This is a genomic window from Chryseobacterium sp. BGA-UO-ETr-SB22 (assembly GCF_059567885.1).
This window is the reverse complement of record NZ_JCAQOV010000005.1, coordinates 1,093,484-1,111,128: the sequence shown is the minus strand read 5'-3', so window position 1 is coordinate 1,111,128 and position 17,645 is coordinate 1,093,484. Positions and strand designations below refer to the sequence as shown.

The 17,645-nt window shown below is 36.5% G+C and carries 17 protein-coding genes; 6 read left to right on the top strand and 11 right to left on the bottom strand.

Annotated features, from left to right (window positions below; all coding sequences use genetic code 11):
- Positions 1-117: 117 nt before the first annotated feature.
- The 3 genes from AC57AW_RS12270 to AC57AW_RS12260 all read left to right on the top strand — a co-directional run bounded on the left by AC57AW_RS12270 (position 118) and on the right by AC57AW_RS12260 (position 2,129).
- Positions 118-681, top strand: coding sequence for a Crp/Fnr family transcriptional regulator (locus tag AC57AW_RS12270; RefSeq protein ID WP_496352100.1), 564 nt, complete (start codon positions 118-120; stop codon positions 679-681).
- Positions 682-938: 257 nt separating this feature from the next.
- Positions 939-1,271, top strand: coding sequence for a DMT family transporter (locus AC57AW_RS12265; protein WP_318846130.1), 333 nt, complete (start codon positions 939-941; stop codon positions 1,269-1,271).
- A 147-nt stretch (positions 1,272-1,418) separates the two neighbouring features.
- Entirely contained in the window at positions 1,419-2,129 is a 711-nt protein-coding gene (locus AC57AW_RS12260) for a T9SS type A sorting domain-containing protein (RefSeq protein WP_496352099.1), read from the top strand.
- A gap of 47 nt (positions 2,130-2,176) precedes the next feature.
- Here AC57AW_RS12260 and AC57AW_RS12255 read toward each other — a convergent pair whose 3' ends face one another.
- The 5 genes from AC57AW_RS12255 to gpmI all read right to left on the bottom strand — a co-directional run bounded on the left by AC57AW_RS12255 (position 2,177) and on the right by gpmI (position 7,108).
- The gene (locus AC57AW_RS12255) at positions 2,177-2,944 is read right to left on the bottom strand and encodes a class I SAM-dependent methyltransferase (RefSeq protein ID WP_496352098.1); all 768 of its coding nucleotides are present in this window, start codon (positions 2,942-2,944) and stop codon (positions 2,177-2,179) included.
- On the bottom strand, positions 2,944-3,753 hold the full coding sequence (gene map / locus AC57AW_RS12250) for a type I methionyl aminopeptidase (RefSeq protein ID WP_496352097.1): 810 nt from the start codon (positions 3,751-3,753) through the stop codon (positions 2,944-2,946). The genes AC57AW_RS12255 and map overlap by 1 nt, the downstream gene beginning before the upstream one ends.
- A gap of 156 nt (positions 3,754-3,909) precedes the next feature.
- Entirely contained in the window at positions 3,910-4,341 is a 432-nt protein-coding gene (locus AC57AW_RS12245; protein ID WP_318846133.1) for a BT0820 family HAD-type phosphatase, read from the bottom strand.
- 97 nt (positions 4,342-4,438) lie between these two features.
- The gene (locus tag AC57AW_RS12240) at positions 4,439-5,419 is read right to left on the bottom strand and encodes an acyl-ACP desaturase (RefSeq protein ID WP_496352096.1); all 981 of its coding nucleotides are present in this window, start codon (positions 5,417-5,419) and stop codon (positions 4,439-4,441) included.
- Positions 5,420-5,569: 150 nt separating this feature from the next.
- Positions 5,570-7,108: a 2,3-bisphosphoglycerate-independent phosphoglycerate mutase gene (gene gpmI, locus AC57AW_RS12235; protein WP_496352095.1), complete on the bottom strand. Its 1,539-nt coding sequence runs from the start codon at positions 7,106-7,108 to the stop codon at positions 5,570-5,572.
- 194 nt (positions 7,109-7,302) lie between these two features.
- On the opposite strand from gpmI, the gene AC57AW_RS12230 reads away from it, so the two are divergent.
- Positions 7,303-7,626 (top strand): translation initiation factor, encoded by a 324-nt coding sequence (locus AC57AW_RS12230; RefSeq protein ID WP_236858998.1) that lies wholly within the window; start codon positions 7,303-7,305, stop codon positions 7,624-7,626.
- A 2-nt stretch (positions 7,627-7,628) separates the two neighbouring features.
- Here the strand turns inward: AC57AW_RS12230 and AC57AW_RS12225 are convergent, their stop codons facing one another.
- From AC57AW_RS12225 to AC57AW_RS12215, 3 genes are all read right to left on the bottom strand, one after another.
- Complete coding sequence (locus tag AC57AW_RS12225; protein WP_496352094.1) at positions 7,629-8,528, bottom strand: leucine-rich repeat domain-containing protein; 900 nt, start codon at positions 8,526-8,528, stop codon at positions 7,629-7,631.
- Between the two features lie 58 nt (positions 8,529-8,586).
- A complete protein-coding gene (locus AC57AW_RS12220) occupies positions 8,587-10,740 on the bottom strand; it encodes an alkaline phosphatase PhoX (protein WP_496352093.1) in 2,154 nt (717 codons plus the stop codon).
- A 330-nt stretch (positions 10,741-11,070) separates the two neighbouring features.
- A complete protein-coding gene (locus AC57AW_RS12215) occupies positions 11,071-12,900 on the bottom strand; it encodes a cytochrome-c peroxidase (RefSeq protein WP_496352092.1) in 1,830 nt (609 codons plus the stop codon).
- Between the two features lie 233 nt (positions 12,901-13,133).
- Here AC57AW_RS12215 and AC57AW_RS12210 point away from each other — a divergent pair, with 233 nt between their 5' ends.
- Complete coding sequence (locus tag AC57AW_RS12210) at positions 13,134-13,619, top strand: hypothetical protein (protein WP_496352091.1); 486 nt, start codon at positions 13,134-13,136, stop codon at positions 13,617-13,619.
- Between the two features lie 23 nt (positions 13,620-13,642).
- Positions 13,643-14,497 carry a nucleoside phosphorylase gene (locus AC57AW_RS12205; protein ID WP_496352090.1) on the top strand — a complete coding sequence of 285 codons (855 nt, stop codon included), beginning with the start codon at positions 13,643-13,645 and terminating at the stop codon, positions 14,495-14,497.
- Between the two features lie 314 nt (positions 14,498-14,811).
- Here the strand turns inward: AC57AW_RS12205 and AC57AW_RS12200 are convergent, their stop codons facing one another.
- From AC57AW_RS12200 to AC57AW_RS12190, 3 genes are all read right to left on the bottom strand, one after another.
- Positions 14,812-15,573, bottom strand: coding sequence for a Rossmann-fold NAD(P)-binding domain-containing protein (locus AC57AW_RS12200; RefSeq protein WP_496352089.1), 762 nt, complete (start codon positions 15,571-15,573; stop codon positions 14,812-14,814).
- Positions 15,570-15,998, bottom strand: coding sequence for a MarR family winged helix-turn-helix transcriptional regulator (locus AC57AW_RS12195; RefSeq protein WP_496352088.1), 429 nt, complete (start codon positions 15,996-15,998; stop codon positions 15,570-15,572). Before AC57AW_RS12195 ends, AC57AW_RS12200 begins: the two co-directional genes overlap by 4 nt.
- A gap of 345 nt (positions 15,999-16,343) precedes the next feature.
- A complete protein-coding gene (locus tag AC57AW_RS12190; protein WP_496352087.1) occupies positions 16,344-17,621 on the bottom strand; it encodes a phage tail-like protein in 1,278 nt (425 codons plus the stop codon).
- Positions 17,622-17,645: the final 24 nt, after the last annotated feature.

The following is a 17,645-nucleotide window of genomic DNA, read 5'->3' as shown; positions in this document are numbered from 1 at the left end:
TATTCTGAATCGGAATAATTTTGATTATCTTCATTACAATATTTCTTATAAAAATTACTGATAATTTTGTATTGCATTAGTTAAAACTGATATTTTTGAATATTAGAATTCATCTTTATGAATATAGACCAGATTCTTGACCAGATTTACATTCTGCCTGAAACATCAAAAAACAGTTTAAAAGAGCACATTACAGAGGTTTCTCATCCTAAAGGTTTTTGCCTGATGGAAGCTGATAAAGTGATTCCTTATCTTTATTTTATCCGCAAAGGGATCGCAAGAGCTTATTCTTCAACAGCTGATAATGATATTACTTTCTGGTTTGGAAGTGAAGGGCAATGCATCCTTTCTATGAAAAGCTATGTGGAGGATAAACCCGGCTATGAAAGCATCGAATTGCTGGAAGACTGCGATCTGTACAGAATGGAAACGGAAAGTCTCAGAAAACTGTTCAATGAAGATATTCATATTGCCAACTGGGGAAGAAAACTGGCAGAAGCAGAGATGATAAAATCTGAAGAACTGATTATTTTCAGACAGTTCAAAACTTCGCTGGAGCGCTATAAAGATATTATGACTTATCAACCTGATCTGCTTAAAAGGGTTCAGCTGGGGTATATTGCATCCTATCTTGGGATTACGCAAGTAAGTTTGAGCAGGATACGGGCAGAAATCAAGTAGATTGAAAAATTGAAGGATTGAAAGATTTAAAAATTCTGTAATTCTTAATTTAAGTTTTGGCAAAAGCCAAAGGAACGATTGTTATATTGAAAGCGGACTAAAGTCCTCTCCTACTGATATGACCATCCTTTACTTCCAGCTTCATTCTTCCCGCTCCCATCTACCTTTCTTAAATCTTTCCTCAACTTCATTTTTTAACAATTGTAAAATTTTTTCTCCTTTCAAATTCTGAACTTTGCGGTAGAAAAATTTAAAAAATGAATTGGTTACTATTAGTTATTGCGGGATTATTTGAAGTTGCCTTCGCATCATGTCTGGGAAAGGCAAAAGAAACATCAGGAACTGAGATGTATCTGTGGTATACCGGTTTCCTGATCACCATGACCATCAGTATGGTTTTATTGATTAAAGCGACCCAAACCTTACCTATTGGTACTGCTTATGCGGTATGGACAGGAATTGGAGCGGTAGGAACGGCTTTAATGGGGATTATCTTCTTTAAAGATCCTGTAAGTTTTTGGAGAGTTTTCTTTATTGTAACGCTTATTGGTTCTGTAGTAGGCTTGAAAGCCGTGTCTTCATCACACTAAAAGGCATAAACTTCTATCTATATTTAAAAATGGAGCCGTCTTCGTCATGAAGGCGGTTTTTTCGTTCTTAATTTTGATCTTTATGATCCTGATCAACTGATAAGTGGGAATGATTTCTTTTTATATCTTTACCGGAAACTTTTAACTATGAAGAAATTATTATTCTTTTTAGCGGGTAGTTTACTGACTGCCCAGCAAACTTCTGAACTGCTTTCCAACAACTGGTATATTTCCAAGATGGTAACAAGCGGCGGCCAGACAACCAATACTCCTTTAATAGACAACGGAGTTCCTGCTACAACCTTCAATTCAGCGGGAGGTACCAGCTATGTTATTAATTCCAAATATTACAATTCATCGATGATGAGTTTTGGGATCATGCCTGGAACAAATAACCTTATCAAAACAGCAAGCTCGTGTACTCTTCTGTATTATAACGGAGGAAATGCCGGACCTGTTCGTGCCTACGATCAGAAAAACTGTGATATTTACGGTTTGGCAGCGTATGCATCTATATACAGTTATCAGATCACAACCAACGGTAATCTAAAGACACTGGCGATCACAGATCCTTCAGGAAACAAAATATATTATAACAACAGTGCGCAATTAAGCACTAAAGAAAGTGAAGCGGTTAAGAAAACGTTCAAAGCGTACCCTAATCCTGTAAAAGAGGCTTTACATCTTGAAAATATCGAGAGAAGGCTTGCGCTTAAGATTTACGACTTATCAGGGAAGCTGGTATTTGAAACTACGACAAATGATATTACACTATCAATTAACACAAGCGGTTTTCAAAAAGGACAGTATATTTTAGTTTTGGAAAATTATAAATCATATCCTTTTACAAAAGAGTAATAAAGAAATAAAAAACCCGTTTTCAATAATTGAAAACGGGTTTTATTTTATTTTTTATAAACTATAGGTAAAATTTCATTGTGTCTTAACCCATATTTTTTAATTTCTTCTTCCGGGAATTTCTGTGAATAGAAGTTCGGTTCTGCTTCAAAACCGGCTTTTCTTAAGCGGTCAAAATAATCCATTCCGTACCAGCGGACGTGATCGTATTGGCCGAAGTGTTTCTGACGTTCTTTCGGATCTTTAATGGTAAAATCTTCATAGGTCTGTTCCAGTGAGTTTTTCATCGGAACCTGAAGAATTCCCCATCCGCCGGGCTTCATTACCCTGTACAGTTCACTTATTGCTTTGGCATCGTCTTCGATATGTTCCAGAACATGATTACAGAAAATAATATCAAAACTTTCGTCTTCAAAAGGTAAATCCAGAATATCTGCTTTCACATCTACAATGGGAGAATATAAGTCTGCCGAAATATAGTTCAGGTTACTCATTCTCTTGAATTTCCTTAAAAATTCCTGTTCGGGAGCAATATGCAGAACTTTATAATTTTTAATGAAAAAATCAGTTTCATTCTGAAGATACAGCCACATCTGGCGGTGTCTCTCCAGGCTTAAAGTTCCCGGAGAAAGAGCATTTTCTCTTTGCTTTCCATATCCATACGGAAGGAATTTTCTGTAAGATCTTCCATCAATAGGATCGTAGAACTTATCTCCTTTGAAAAACTGATAAATAAGCGGTCTTGCCCAAATACTCATTTTAATAAGCATAGGACGCGGAATTTTATTCAGTAAAAGTTTCGTTACCTTTTTCATTAAAAATCCAGTTGGAACTGCTTTTCTTCATCACTTACAATCCCTAAAGCTTCATATACATAGTCAAATGTTGAAAGCAATACCGGTTTACCATTAATTACCGCTACATCATGTTCAAAGTGAGCAGATGGCATGTTATCAAGAGTCGTCACTGTCCAGCCGTCATTATGGAACTTTACTTTTTCAGTACCCATATTAACCATCGGCTCAATAGCAATCGCCAAACCGTCTTTAATTATTTTTCCACTTCCCTGTCTTCCGTAGTTAGGAACCTGTGGATCTTCGTGCATTTTTCTTCCTAAACCGTGTCCTACAAGTTCTCTTACTACTCCATATCCTTCTTTTTCACAATGTGCCTGGATGGCATGGGAGATATCTCCTATTCTTTTTCCTCTGACAACCTGCTCAATTCCTTTGTATAAAGATTCTTTGGTCACCTGCAGTAATTTTTTAACCTCAGGCTTCACTTCCCCGATTTCAAAAGTGTAGGCATGATCTCCTACGAAACCGTTAAGAATAACTCCACAGTCTACGGAAAGAACATCTCCTTCTTTTACTACGTCGTTATTTGGAAAGCCATGAACTACCTGCTCATTCGGAGAGATACAAAGAGAATTCGGGAATCCTCCGTATCCTAAAAATGCAGGCTCAGCACCATGATCTTTAATAAAATCATGAGCCAGTTTATCTAAATATAAGGTCGTAATCCCTGGTTTAATTTCTTTTGCCAACATTCCCAATGTTTTAGAAACAAGTCGGGCACTCTCCTTCATCAGACGCAATTCGTCTATCGTTTTTAATTGAATCATTGTTGTATAGATGTTAGATATTAGATGTTAAAAGCCAGATTACAGCATGTGCCTATTTCACTTATAACAATCTATAAACTCTTTCTGATAAAAAATAGAAGCCTGGATTTTATAATATTAAACTAATTTCCAATATCCGGCTTCTCATGTTATATCCTACCAGAAAAGTCCTTTTTTCTTTTCTTTTTTAAGTTTTGAATAGGCAAGAACTTCTTTTCCTTCTACACGGAATTCTATTCTTTCCTGAATAATATTGTAGATCTCACCCCATCCAGGGAATCCTCCTAAGTTTCTGTCGTCAATAAACCAGTCTGCATCCAGTTTTCTGGATTGAGTTTCAGGATCAAAAACTTCACCTTCAAAGCTTGAATTTACTGCATAAAATTCTATTCCATTTTTTTGACAGAATTCTACGGCTTCATCTAAGGTTTTTCCATGTCTGTAAGTCCAAAGAATAAGTCTGAATCCTTCAGCCTGAAGTCTTTTCAAAGTTTCGAATGCAAAAGTTTTTGGTTTTCCGATTGCCGGGTAAGCATCATCAACAATAGTCCCGTCAAAGTCAACAGCAATCTTTTTATTATTTAACATTTTGTCTTTTTTTAGCTTTGCAAAGATAAGAAATAAAAAGAGTGCCCAAAAGAAAGGCACTCAATACTTTTATAATTTAAATAATAATATCGTTCTATTAGCTTTTCACCCATTTAAATTCGAACTGAAGATCCGGAGTAGAAATTCTGTCTGTGATTTTCTGTAGTCTTCCCGGAAGTTTCATTAAATATTCCTGAGCTTTTTCAGCTTTTTCAGTCAATCCTTTTACATGTTCAATCTTCCATTCATCCAACAGGTCAGATAAAATATTGATATAATCATTTCCTGTATAGACCATACATCTTTGTGCTGCATCTGAGAAATGCCCCCAAAGCTCACCTGCTTTCTGACCAGACTGTCTCATCATGTGAGCCGGCATTACGATCTTTTTACGCATCATATCTTCAAATGCAAGAATCATTTCTGAAGGATCTATTTCTAAAATTTTAGCAACGAAATGTTTGTACGCTTTTGCGTGTCTTGCTTCATCAGCAGCAATCACTCCACACATTTTCGCCAGTTTTCCGTTTCCGGACTGTTTAGCTAATGTACCAACTCTTCTGTGAGAGATATTGGTTGCTGTTTCCTGAAAACTTGTATAAACGAAGTTTCTGTAAGGATCCATGCTTGTCCCTAAATCGAAACCATCATTAATTAGATATTGAGTGGTAACTTCCAGTTCTCTCATGTTTACTCTTCCACACAAATAAAGATATTTGCTCAAAAGATCTCCATGTCTGTTCTCTTCACCCGTCCATGCTCTGATCCAGTTGGCCCAGCCGACTTCATTTTTCTCCTGATCAATTCCGTCAACTCCCATTAACCAAGACTCATATGAAGGAAGAGCTTCTTCCGTGATACAGTCTCCGATAAGAGTTACAAAAAGATCATAAGGCATTTCACGGGCGAAAGTCTGAATTTCTTCCAGGTCGTGTTTAAAGTCATCGCTTGAAGGATCTGGCAAATAATCGGAAGGCTGCCATATTTTTTCAATTGGCGTTAAAAATTTATCAAGAAAAGAACCTACTTCCTTTTCCAATAATCCCATTACTTCTTTCCTAACAAGCTTTTGATACATTTTACTATTCAGTTTTAATTTACAAAGATATAATTTATTTATTATTTAACGCATAATAAAGTATGCAACTCATACCTTATCTGACATAAATCATAAAAGAATGCCATCATACAAAGTATAACGGCATTCTTTTGACAATATTATTGAATTTTAGCTAACTAAAACATCTCCATTTATAGCCGGTATTTCAACTCCCATTACATTAAGAATTGTAGGTGCTACATCTCCCAGTTTTCCTGGTTTTAAATTCCATGTCTGATCTTTGTCCATTACAATGAAAGGAACAAGATTGGTTGAATGCTGTGTATTAGGAGTTCCATCCGGATTCATCATTACATCTGAATTTCCGTGATCCGCAAGAATAAAAACAGCATATCCGTTTTCATAAGCAGCCGTTGCTACTTTTTCTATGCACTGATCTACTACTTCAGCAGCTTTTACAGCCGCTTCAAAAACTCCTGTATGTCCTACCATATCTGTATTGGCGAAATTCAGACAAACAAAGTCAGCAGTTCCCTGTTCCAGTTCCGGTACTATTGCATTGGTAATATCATAGGCTGACATTTCCGGTTTAAGATCGTAAGTAGGAACATCTTTCGGGCTTGGGCAAAGCAGTCTTCTTTCTCCTACAAATTCTTCTTCTCTTCCTCCTGAAAAGAAGAAAGTAACGTGAGGATACTTCTCTGTTTCTGCGATTCTGATCTGAGATCTTCCATTTTTTTCAAGAATTTCACCCATTGTTTCCGTCAATACGTTTTCGTCAAAAACTACCTGTACATTCTGGAATGTTTTATCATAATTCGTCAACGTAATATAATAAAGGTTCAGTTTCTTCATAGAATATTCCGGGAAATCCTTTTGGGAAAGTACTTCTGTGATTTCTCTACCTCTGTCTGTACGGAAGTTGAAGCAGATCACAACATCATTATCAATGATTTTTGCTACCGGCACTACATTTCCTGTAGCGGTAGTATTCATTAAAATGATCGGTTTCAGGAATTCGTCTGTAACGTTATTATCATAGGACGTTTTAATGGCAGCCAAAGCATCAGTTACTAGCTCACCTACTCCTTCTACAAGAGCATCATAAGCTAACTTTACACGCTCCCATCTTTTATCTCTGTCCATTGCATAGTATCTTCCTACCACTGTTGCCAGCTTTCCGGTAGTAGCATCCATATGCTTCTGAAGTTCGTCAATAAATCCGAATCCTGAATGTGGATCACAGTCTCTACCATCGGTAAATGCATGAACAAATACGTTCTCATTTAAACCGAATTCTTTTGCAGCAGTCAATAATCCCTTTAAGTGATTGATATGTGAGTGTACTCCTCCGTTGGAAACCAACCCGATAAAGTGTATTTTTTTATTTTCTTTTTTTGCATATTCGAAAGCATCCTGAATCACTTTTTCCTGACCCAGTGTTCCGTTTTCAACCGCCATATTCAGTTTCACCAGGTTTTGGTAAACCACTCTCCCCGCTCCCAGGTTCATGTGCCCAACTTCAGAATTTCCCATCTGTCCTGCAGGAAGACCTACAGCCAGTCCACTCGCTTCAAGTGTAGTATGCGGAAATTTTTTGTAACAGCTGTCTATGAATGGTGTATTTGCTTTATCTATTGCAGAAACGTCAGGGTTTGTTCCCAATCCCCATCCGTCAAGAATTGCCAGTATTGCTTTTTTTGACATTTTGTAAAACTTTTGTTAGACAAATTTACCTAATTTCCTATGAATAGAAGAATTTGAAGTCTTGAATTTTATTGATTACTGATGGTCAGGGTGATATCGCAGCTAATCAAACCCTGTTAAGGTTTAAAATGAAAAATTGAAATTTCGTTGATTATTTCAGTTCATTAATCAGTAAATCTTTTTAATTTTGCTTTATGGATTTACGAGATCAATTGAAGAATCTTTTTCCTGATCATGATGAGCAGGATTTTGAGATGCCTGAAGAGCAATTCAAGCAGAAAGAGCCTTTGGTATGCAAGTTTGAGAAAAAAGGGAGAAATGGTAAGCCTGTTACCGTTGTTGAAGGCTGGGAAGGCAGCGAGGAAGACCTGAAAAAAATCTCAAAGAAAATAAAAACCACCTTAGGTATAGGCGGTTCTGAAAAGGATGGAACGATTATCATTCAGGGGGACAACCGTGATAAAATAATGAATATCCTTAAAGAAATGGGATATAAAACCAAACGTGTTGGCGGGTAGATCTAGAAGTAGATCTGCGTATCCGGCAGTAAGGTTTTTAAATTTTCAATAGTAGATTTTTCTATAGGATTTCCTGTAAGAATCAAAGTTTTCAGATTTTTCAGCTGCTTGATTTCTACAGGAATATCTTTCAGATTATTGTTGGCTAGATTCATGCTGACTACATTTTTCAACCCTTTTACTTTGGGTGATATCTCTGAGATATTGTTTCCACTTACATTCAGAAATTCAAGGTGTTGAGCTTTGAAAAGATTTTCCGGAAGCTTAACAATTGCATTCTGCTGAAGTTCAAGATATTTTAAATTTTTAGGAAAAGACAAATTCCCAAGGTCATTGATCTGATTATCCGAAAGATTCAAAAATTTCAGATTCCTGATCTTATCCAGTTTGTCAGCAATAAAACTGATCTGGTTTCCCTGAAGATTAATTTCTTCCAACGCTGCAATTTCCATAAGTGCTTCGGGGAAGGTATTCAGGTTGTTGGCATCAAAATGCACTACTTTTAATTTTTGAAGCTTTGCAATATTGGGATTAATGCTTGTCAGACTATTCAGATTCATTGAAAAAGTCGTCAGTTTCTTCAGCTTGCTTACCTCATCCGGAATATATTTGATGCTGTTTTCATTCACATTTAAAATTTCCAGTTCTTTCAATTCAAAGAGTTCCTGATCCATTTTTTCAAGCTTATTGGCCATGATATTCAAAAAGAATAATGAATCCAGTTTCACGATCTGAGGCGGAAGATTGAACAATCCCTTTTCTCTGAAACTCATACTGTAGACTGCTTTTTTACTATGTAAAGCGTCTTCAATATTGGTAAAAGTGGGATATTTCACAGGATCAATCTGAGCTTTGATCTGCGAAAGTGATAGTATGGAAATAAGTAAGAAAAGCTTTTTCATAAACATAAAAAGGTCTGCCAGCAACAGAAGTCACTGACAGACAAGAATTATAAATAATTTATTTCTTTAAAAGTTTAACTGTTTTCTGGAATCCTCCTTCAGCTTCAATATTTAAAACTAAAACACGAGATCCTTCCAACTGTTGTGTGAAGTCAAGATCCAATACTTTATTTGTTCCGTTGAACTTCTTCGTAAATACGATTTTCCCGTCCATGCTGTAAGCTGTTACTGAAATATCTTTCAATCCTTTTACTGAATTGATTTTTACGATTCCTGAAGTCGGGTTTGGTGCTACCGTTACTGTATTTTCTGCAGTTTTGCTGTCGATAGTACCTAAAGTTCCTTCAGTTCCTAAGTTGTTTTTAAGTGCAATTACGATGGTTGCTGATTTTCCTTTATAATTGATTGTATTTCCTGTAGCATCCACATCTGTAGAGATTGTTGAATCCGGGTGCTGAATAGAGAAGAAACCAAATTTATGATCAGGCGTAAATGTCAATCCTGTAGGTTCTGAACCTGCCGGCATAGAAGCAAATAATTTTACTTTAGGGTTGGCCTGTGTATGATCTGGAGCAATTACCCAGATATAGTTTTTACCTCCATCCTGAAGTACCCAAAGGTTTCCAAGCTCATCAAAAGTAAGGTTGTCATTTCCGTCTCCCCAAGCTTCAGATTTCATTCCCTGAGCTGTATTGAAAGAATATACAGAAGAACCACCTCCTACAAATGTTTCTACCTGAGAAGCTGTAGTTCCGTTATCCTGTAAACGATATACTCTGTCTAATCCTTTTGCTGTAAAATAGATTCTCCCGTCTAATGGGCTGATGTCAACATCTTCTACTCCATTAAATTTTGTTCCACCCAATGACTGTGCAAGTGTAGCTGTATTGTTTTGGTCTGCTTTGGTTTTATTAGGAACCTGAATCCATGTTGCTGTAGTTCCTACCGGATCTCCTGCAGTTGATAATCCCTGGTCTAATTTTAAAACATACAGGTTTCCTGAAGAAAGATTATTTGGAGTATCCATTACATATTTATACACCATATGCGTTCCTCCGTCTTCCCCATAATAAGCAGTTGTTCCTGCGTTATTTACCACTACGTTTTCGTGGTTCATGATTCCCATCTGCCAAAGTTTTCCTTTAGATCCGTCAGTATTTTTAGAAATTACCTGAGCTGTTGCAGGATCAATCTCTACCAACCAACCGTAATCTTTATATCCATCATTGTTCACGTCATTGGAAGTAACAGATTCTTCCGCGGTCACAACTGTTCCCCAAGGGGTAATTCCTCCTGAACAGTTTCTAATAGTTTGCACCAGACTTGGATCTGAGAAACTTACCGCTCTTGATTTTGTCAGCTGCCAAAGCTTTGAAGTAGCATTATAATTGATTTCTGCCATGGTAACTCCTCCAGGATTCGTTTCATGGTTTACAGAAAGATATCCGTTGGTACTGCTTCCTGTTTTTGGAACATAAGCTGTAAAGTCATTCTGACCTCCTACTAATCCTCCTCCTTCAGTATAGCTGTCTCCTTCTTTTAAAATAAGCTGATATTTATGTTCAGCAGGGATAATTAACTTATCAGTCTGTGCTGTAGGTACAATGGAAGTAAAGCAGCTGATGTGCGTTCCATTACAAGCTACAGGAATGGTTGTATTCGCTGTTGTTTTCAGATAAGCATCAATTCTTAAATCTGAACTGGTTGTGCTTCTGTTGTGCAATTCTATAGAAAGCCTGTTGACACCGTTTGAAAATTTTGATTTTGGAATAGAGAAAATGTTGTAAACGCTTTCTGCTGCCCCATCAATAGTTGTAGACGAAAAAGTATTGAAAGTAACAGCACCTGCCGGCATGTTATCTCTTACTACTTCTTCACCGTTAAGGTATACTATAATACCATCATCTCTCATTACTCCCAATTCCATATTATCAGAAAGAGTTGAAAAATCTACCGTGAAATCTTTAGCAAAATAAGCTGTAGTAAGTCCTGAATTGATGGTTGTAGTTACAGGATCTCCATATCCTAACGGACCATTTCCTGCTGACCATGCTGAAATATCATAGGTCTTGGCATTCCACCCTGCAGGCTGAGCCTGGTTGTTATCTTTGTAATTCCAAGATGCATTCTTATTGAATATCATAGTTTGCGCCTGGATACCTGAACTGGCCAGTATAGCCAACGCTCCCATTGTTAGTAGTTTTTTCTTCATTTTTATTTGATTTATTAGACAATGCAAAACTATTTTTTTAGCTCTTTTTCTCTGTTAATAGGATTTTAAATATAAATCAGCAAATATTAACTTATCAAAAACCTAATGTTAATGGGATTAATTTTTTGTTAAATAATACGGGTTTCGAGGTTTCGAGGTGCGGGATTCGAGATTAGGGGTTTTGAAGTGCGAGGTTCGGATTATGATGTATTCTAATTGAAAACACACAAAAAAGAAACATCAGCTACTCAGTTCATTTTCATCCTGAATTTCTTTATTTGCACCCACATCCCGAAACCCGAAACCCGAATCTCGAATCACGCACCCTGCCTACTTCGCTTTACTCACATCCGTAAGAGCATTCAGAAAGACTATAATCTGTTTTATTTCTGTTTCTGTGAGGTTTAATTTATCCGGTGCAAGAGTTTGGTTTTTCATTTTTAATCCTAATCCTTCTCCGCCTCCTTCATTATAAAAATCAAGAACTTCTTCTAATGTATTGAAAGCTCCGTTATGGAAATAAGGTTTGGTAAGAGCAATATTTCTGACAGTGACTGTTTTGAATGAATAATCATAAATCCATGATTTTTCTTTTTTTACAGGACTGTTTCCTCTTCCCAGGTCCTGATCAAGTTCTACAGGAAGTTCTTTAATAGGTCTGGTGGGTATTCCCAGTACTTCAGATTCGTTTTCATTGAAAAACGGTGGTACCAATCCTGAAAAGTGAGGCGCAAAGTGACAAGTTGCACAATTGGCTTTTCCCATAAACAGGTTGAATCCTTTTTTTACATCATCAGAAACATTCTTCTCATTTCTCATAAAACGATCAAAATCACTGTCAAATGAGTATAATGAAGCTACATAAGAACTTAATGCTTTCGAAAAGTTCTCTTTACTGATCTTTCCATCTTTGAAAGCCGCACGGAAAGCCTTTTTATATTCAGGTTTTGTTTTTAGTTTCTGAATGATATTTTCATAGCTTGTATTGAATTCCTGCTCATTATAGATGACATGTTCTGCCTGCTGCTCCAGATAAAAAGCACGAAGGTCATAGAAAAACCTCTTGGCAAAAACAGCATTATATAAAGACGGGGAATTTCTCAGTACTGTTTTTCCTTCCACATTGCTTTGTGATTTTGATTTAAGGTCTGTAAAGGCATTTTCCTGAAGATGGCATGTCGCGCAGCTCATTTTTTCGTTGCCGCTTAAATTCTGATCATAGAAAATTGATTTTCCAAGATTGCGGAGTTCAGGGTTATCTTCTGAAGATTTCAATAAGGTATAAAAATACGGATCTAAAAAGTCACTGCTGAAAAAGTTCTTGTTTCCTACATTCCAACCGGAAAATTCTTTAAGATCATCAGCTCTTCCGTCCCATTTCCCAAGCTCTTCATATAAAGGCTGTATGTATTTTTTATAGAACTCAATCCTGTCAAAAGTTTCAAAATCTGTATTTTTTGAAAGGTAGCTGATTCCTTCTGTTAAAATCTGATTGGCTTTCTGGGTATTATAATTTTTAAAATAAGGATCATCATTAATGTATTTCTGCATCCCTGAAAAAGCATGGTTTGTTTCCTCAGAAATATTCAGAGAACCGGGAGTATCAAAACCTGTTACTCCGAGAGAATAGATTCTGATCAGCTCAATACGTAAGGGTAATGTCTTGTTATTGCCCTTGCTCAATCCATTTTTTAAAGCACTTAGATAAAACCCGGAATAACTGTTGTATAAAAAGGTTGTAATTGTTTTGATCTTTTCTTTTTCATTTCCTGCTTCATCTGAAAATATCAATTCATCCAGTACCTGCAATCCTTCAGGGGGAAGTGTATAAGCAGACGTTCCAGCAGCTTCAATATGAAACAAAGGAGCTGCATTCAGATGGGTTTTGGTAAATTCTGGATAATGATAAGCCACATAAAATTCTATTTCTTTGAATGAATTTCTTGTACTGCTCAGTGATTTCTGTAGTTCTTCCAGAGAAATACGGTCTTCAGAGAACTTATCAACATCTGATTTCAGCTGTTCAAGCTTGGTTTTGAAGTTGGACAACCCTTTATTGACAAACGTATGTTCGCTTTCTTTTCCTTTATAAACAGGATTAAAAGACATTACTGCAAATCCTATCAAAAGGACGATTACAAGCAGTGGATAAGATCTCATGAATTTTTAGCGGCAAAAGTATTCATCTGATGTTATCTCAGTTTTAATAGCAGATTAAATAATGTTTATATTTCTGATATCATATTTTTCACTAATTTTAAACCCCGAAATCAAATTCATTATTCTAAAGGAAACGGTTTTTCGAAATACCGGTAAAAATAATGGCGGGAGATTATTGGGCGAGGATTTTTTTTTAATTGAATTCAACACATCAAAAAAACTAAAATAGTATTATGAAAACAAAACTATGGTTTGCTGTTGCAGCAAGTTTCCTTTCTCTGACGGCATTTTCACAGAAAAAAAAGCAACCGGAAAAACAATCCGGAAAGCCTCAGGAAATGGCTGTCTACGCAGAGAAAAGAGGTTCTGATTATTATCTGGTCCGCCTGGAAAAGGACAAAAACATTCCCAATGTGTATGTTTATTCCAATGGGATCACCAAACCCTATAAAAATTATACGGATCTGAAAGATGTTGTTATGGATTTCCCCGGAATGATGACTTCCAACAATTCAACAAAAGAAGAACTTGTTTCAATTCTTAAAAAAGATGATCATTTCTACGAAATCACTTCACAGCGAAAAGATCCCAAAAATATTGAAAAAACGGTCGTTACGGTATACGAAGTGATGAACGGCCAGAAAAGAATTGTAGAAGAATACAATGACATCTACGAGGTAATGGCATCTCCTTATAAAGATGCGATTATGATTAATTAAAAAAAACAAAAAATATACATATTATGCTAAACAAACTTGCTGCCTCAGAACTTGTTCTGAATGAAGACGGAAGTGTATACCACCTGAACCTTTTACCTGAAGATATTGCTGACAAAATCATCCTTGTGGGTGATCCTGACAGAGTGGCAAAAGTTTCAAAATACTTTGATACTATAGAGATCAAAAAAAATAAAAGAGAATTTTATACGCATACAGGAACGCTTCGTGGAGAAAGAATTACTGTAATGTCTACCGGTATTGGAACAGAAAATATCGATATCGTGATGAACGAACTTGATGCTTTGGTGAATATCGATCTTAAAAATAAAGAGTTTAAGACTGAGCACAAAGCCCTTGAGTTATTCCGTATGGGAACTTGCGGAAGTGTAAACCCTGATGTACAGGTTGATAATATGCTGGTTACTCAAAATGTAGTAGGATTAGACGGATTGATGCATTTCTATCAGGATTACAATTTTGAAAATGAGTTTTCTAAAAACTTCTTAGAAAAATTCCCTTACGAAAAAATCAAGCCAATGCTTTACTTCTCAGATTGGGCTGAAGAAATGGGTGACTATTACAAAGATGCCAAATACCACGGAAATACAGCAACATTCCCGGGATTCTATGCTCCACAGGGAAGACAGCTTCGTTTAAAAGCAGTAGATGACAAATTCTTAGAAACATTGAATGATCTTGGAATCACCAATTTCGAGATGGAAACTTCTGCAATCTATGCGCTTTCAAAATTATTAGGCCACAAAGCCATTACTGTAAACAACGTTATCGCAAACAGAAGACGCGGTGAGTTCTCTGCAGACCACCATGCTTCTGAGAAAAACCTTATTAATTGGGTATTGGAAAGAATTATTAAGTAATTATTTTATTGATATCATACAAACCCCTCCAGAAGCAACTTTCGGAGGGGTTTTTTATAGGTTTTGGCTGAAGCCAACTGAATCTTTATCTATTAAAAATGGACTAAAGCCCATTCCTATTGAATTTGATTTTGCTGAATTTTGAGTCTTTCACAATGAATAAAACGACCTATTCAGCTTGTCATTCCATAGAAATCCAGATACACAACTTTTAAAAATAGCGTCGAGATTCCTACGGAATGACAAAGGTGTCAATAGAAATTTCGTAAGCAAAATAGGTTAAAAGCAAATGATCAATGATACAAATGCCAGGATCACATATGAAATCTTCTAGGATCCGGATACTGAAATGTATAATCCAATTCTGAAACCAGCTTTGAAGACAGAACCTTCTTTCCTTTCACTTCAAAAACTTCTTCATCAGGGATATTTTTCTGTGCATTAATCACCTGACTTTTTGCCGGATGAATAAGAGCTGTAACATTATAAAGTTTTGCTTCTGTTTTGCTTTCAATCATTTGTGTGATAATAGCACTGATATCAGCATAATGAATATGATTCACGGCATGATCAAGATTACTAACATTATAATTTTTCAAAAGTCTATTGTCTCCCATCAGACCTCCAAGCCTTAAAATATTGAGCTGAGGATATTTGTTTCTCAACATTCTTTCTCCCGATACATTCTCCAAAGGAACATCTTCTTCTGTAAAATCTTTTGGAAGATCGGGATAAACTCCTGTGGAGCTCATCAGAAACATCTGCCCTTTAAAATCACCGATAAATGCTGATAAATTCTGAATCCTGTTATATAAAGAACTTACACAGCAGCTTTTTTCAGAAACCGGAATGGTAATAATCAAAACATCACTATTTTTAATTTCCTCCCATTGAGAGATAGGTTCTGTCAACTGATAGTCAGGGAAGGAAGCTACTACAGCACTCATTCCTTTGGTATTCAGGTCGCTGGCTTTACTTTCTGTTGTTGTCGTTACAGATAGTGTATATTTTCCGGATAAGGAAGAGGCTATTCTCTCTCCCAGCCAGCCATAGCCTATAATTCCTATTTTCTTCATATTTTGGATACCGTTTGAATGTATAATATTTCGTCTAAGGAAGCACTCAGTTGAGTTTTCACATCATCACTCAGATGCATACAGCTTTGAACCGCCGCAGGAATATGCTTCGCTCTTTCTTTCAGTTTTGTTCCATTTTCTGTAAGGTTGATCAGTACTACTCTTTCATCTTCAGAGCTGCGGGTACGGATAATCAGCCCGTTTTTTTCCATGCGTTTCAGAAGCGGAGTCAATGTTCCATTATCCAGATGAAGGTGTTCACCGATCTTTCCGATATTCATTCCGCTATGTTCCCACAAAATGATCATTACAAGATATTGAGGATATGTCAATGAAATTTCATCCAGATAAGGCTTATATAAACCTGTAATATAACGGGAAACAGCATAGGTTTTAAAACATAAATGTTCTGATAAAGGAATCATTTTCTTTTTTAATGAACAAATATAGTTTATTTTGTGCACAATATTTTTGTTTACAATATTTATTTTATTCAAATGGCCTGAGAATTAAAAGCACTTTATGAAAGCAAATATATTTTTGTGGGACTCTATTTCTGGCTTGTATCTACGTCATCATAAAGAAAGGTTTTAATGGAATAACCGCGCTTTCTTTGGCTTTTTTCCCTTTGTATCTCATTATAAGGAATAGCTGGCAAAATGTCCGCCAGGAAATCCGCTTCTTAAAACTCAATTAACATCTTATAACCAAAAAGGACCTCCAACAGGAAGTCCTTCACACCATATCAACTATAATAAAAACTTATTATTTTAAAACTCATTGATCATCACATAAAAATGTCCGGAATACAAGCTATTGGCGCTTCCTGAAATATTAGTAAGATTAATTGTAATACTTGATGTGGAAGTCATCCTAGGATTCGAAATAGAGAATGACGAATTTCCTGCAAAATCTCCTGCCGGAGAAACCACCACAGCAGCTCTTGCAGAATTTGGCTGATATCCCGAAGGAACCGGAATTTCTATTGTTGTAGATTTTCCCGATGGCAAATTATTGATGGATATTCCCGGCCATGCTTCAAAACTGATCTGATTTTTCTGCACACTTCCTTTTTCTCCCAATTTGAACTGTCCGTTTATATCCAGTTTTGCAGAGATATTCGGAGTACTTGTACCAATCCCGACATTGGCATTATTATTTCCCAGAACAATAGCATTGGCCTGTGAAGTAGCTGCTCCATATCCTACTGCTGTTGAATATTGTCCCAATGCGTTGGCTTCTGAGCCTAAAGCTGTTGAGTTCTGACTGTTAGTTACTGTATTATATCCTAAAGCTGTTTCACTATTTGTATTCGTTTTTGCATTAAATCCTAATGCGATAGACTGAAACCCGTCTGCTGAAGAATTATTTCCGACTGCAACAGATTCGTTACTGCTGGTTTGGGCATGAAATCCTATTGCTGTAGATCTGAATCCAGCCGCTGCCGTCTTATTTCCCACTGCCAAAGCTTCATTTCCGGAAACTACGGTTGCACTTCCAATAGCTATTCCCATAAATACTGAACTTGCACTTCCAATGGCAATACCATTTTGTCCTCCATTTGATCCTATTCCCAGGCTTACAGAGTTGTCAACCCCCAGTCTTCCTGCTGTCAATGCATTGACTTTAAATATCAAATCATCGTATGTTTTTGTTCCTAAAGCCAGCGTTGTATTCGCTCCTCCATAATTTCCCACATTTGTTCCAGAAAGGTTCCAGTTTGTTCCATCCTCTACCTTAGTGGTAGTGCCACCATTTGCCAAAATTTTATTCCATTTTGATTCAAACCAATAATAAAATCCAATTTCTGTCAATGTTCCATTACCATTATTCCACACGATAAGTCCATCTGCCGGTGAAGGTACGGTAACATTGTCTGTTGTTGATATCAACGCAATACTGGGAAGAAGTACTCCTTTATCATTGGCACTGATATGAAGCATAGCAGACGGATTTGGATTTGGTAATCCAATCCCAACCTGAGCGTATATAAAACAAGTGAAAAATAATAAAAGAAGAGTATAAGGAAGTTTATAGTTTTTATACATTACCTACGATTTTCGAGGATGCAA

Bases quoted from the DNA above. Each gene is read 5' to 3' on its own strand.
- AC57AW_RS12270 (WP_496352100.1), top strand. From the start codon at position 118: ATGAATATAGACCAGATTCTTGACCAGATTTACATTCTGCCTGAAACA.
- AC57AW_RS12265 (WP_318846130.1), top strand. From the start codon at position 939: ATGAATTGGTTACTATTAGTTATTGCGGGATTATTTGAAGTTGCCTTC.
- AC57AW_RS12260 (WP_496352099.1), top strand. From the start codon at position 1,419: ATGAAGAAATTATTATTCTTTTTAGCGGGTAGTTTACTGACTGCCCAG.
- AC57AW_RS12255 (WP_496352098.1), bottom strand. From the start codon at position 2,944: ATGAAAAAGGTAACGAAACTTTTACTGAATAAAATTCCGCGTCCTATG.
- map (WP_496352097.1), bottom strand. From the start codon at position 3,753: ATGATTCAATTAAAAACGATAGACGAATTGCGTCTGATGAAGGAGAGT.
- AC57AW_RS12245 (WP_318846133.1), bottom strand. From the start codon at position 4,341: ATGTTAAATAATAAAAAGATTGCTGTTGACTTTGACGGGACTATTGTT.
- AC57AW_RS12240 (WP_496352096.1), bottom strand. From the start codon at position 5,419: ATGTATCAAAAGCTTGTTAGGAAAGAAGTAATGGGATTATTGGAAAAG.
- gpmI (WP_496352095.1), bottom strand. From the start codon at position 7,108: ATGTCAAAAAAAGCAATACTGGCAATTCTTGACGGATGGGGATTGGGA.
- AC57AW_RS12230 (WP_236858998.1), top strand. From the start codon at position 7,303: ATGGATTTACGAGATCAATTGAAGAATCTTTTTCCTGATCATGATGAG.
- AC57AW_RS12225 (WP_496352094.1), bottom strand. From the start codon at position 8,528: ATGAAAAAGCTTTTCTTACTTATTTCCATACTATCACTTTCGCAGATC.
- AC57AW_RS12220 (WP_496352093.1), bottom strand. From the start codon at position 10,740: ATGAAGAAAAAACTACTAACAATGGGAGCGTTGGCTATACTGGCCAGT.
- AC57AW_RS12215 (WP_496352092.1), bottom strand. From the start codon at position 12,900: ATGAGATCTTATCCACTGCTTGTAATCGTCCTTTTGATAGGATTTGCA.
- AC57AW_RS12210 (WP_496352091.1), top strand. From the start codon at position 13,134: ATGAAAACAAAACTATGGTTTGCTGTTGCAGCAAGTTTCCTTTCTCTG.
- AC57AW_RS12205 (WP_496352090.1), top strand. From the start codon at position 13,643: ATGCTAAACAAACTTGCTGCCTCAGAACTTGTTCTGAATGAAGACGGA.
- AC57AW_RS12200 (WP_496352089.1), bottom strand. From the start codon at position 15,573: ATGAAGAAAATAGGAATTATAGGCTATGGCTGGCTGGGAGAGAGAATA.
- AC57AW_RS12195 (WP_496352088.1), bottom strand. From the start codon at position 15,998: ATGATTCCTTTATCAGAACATTTATGTTTTAAAACCTATGCTGTTTCC.
- AC57AW_RS12190 (WP_496352087.1), bottom strand. From the start codon at position 17,621: ATGTATAAAAACTATAAACTTCCTTATACTCTTCTTTTATTATTTTTC.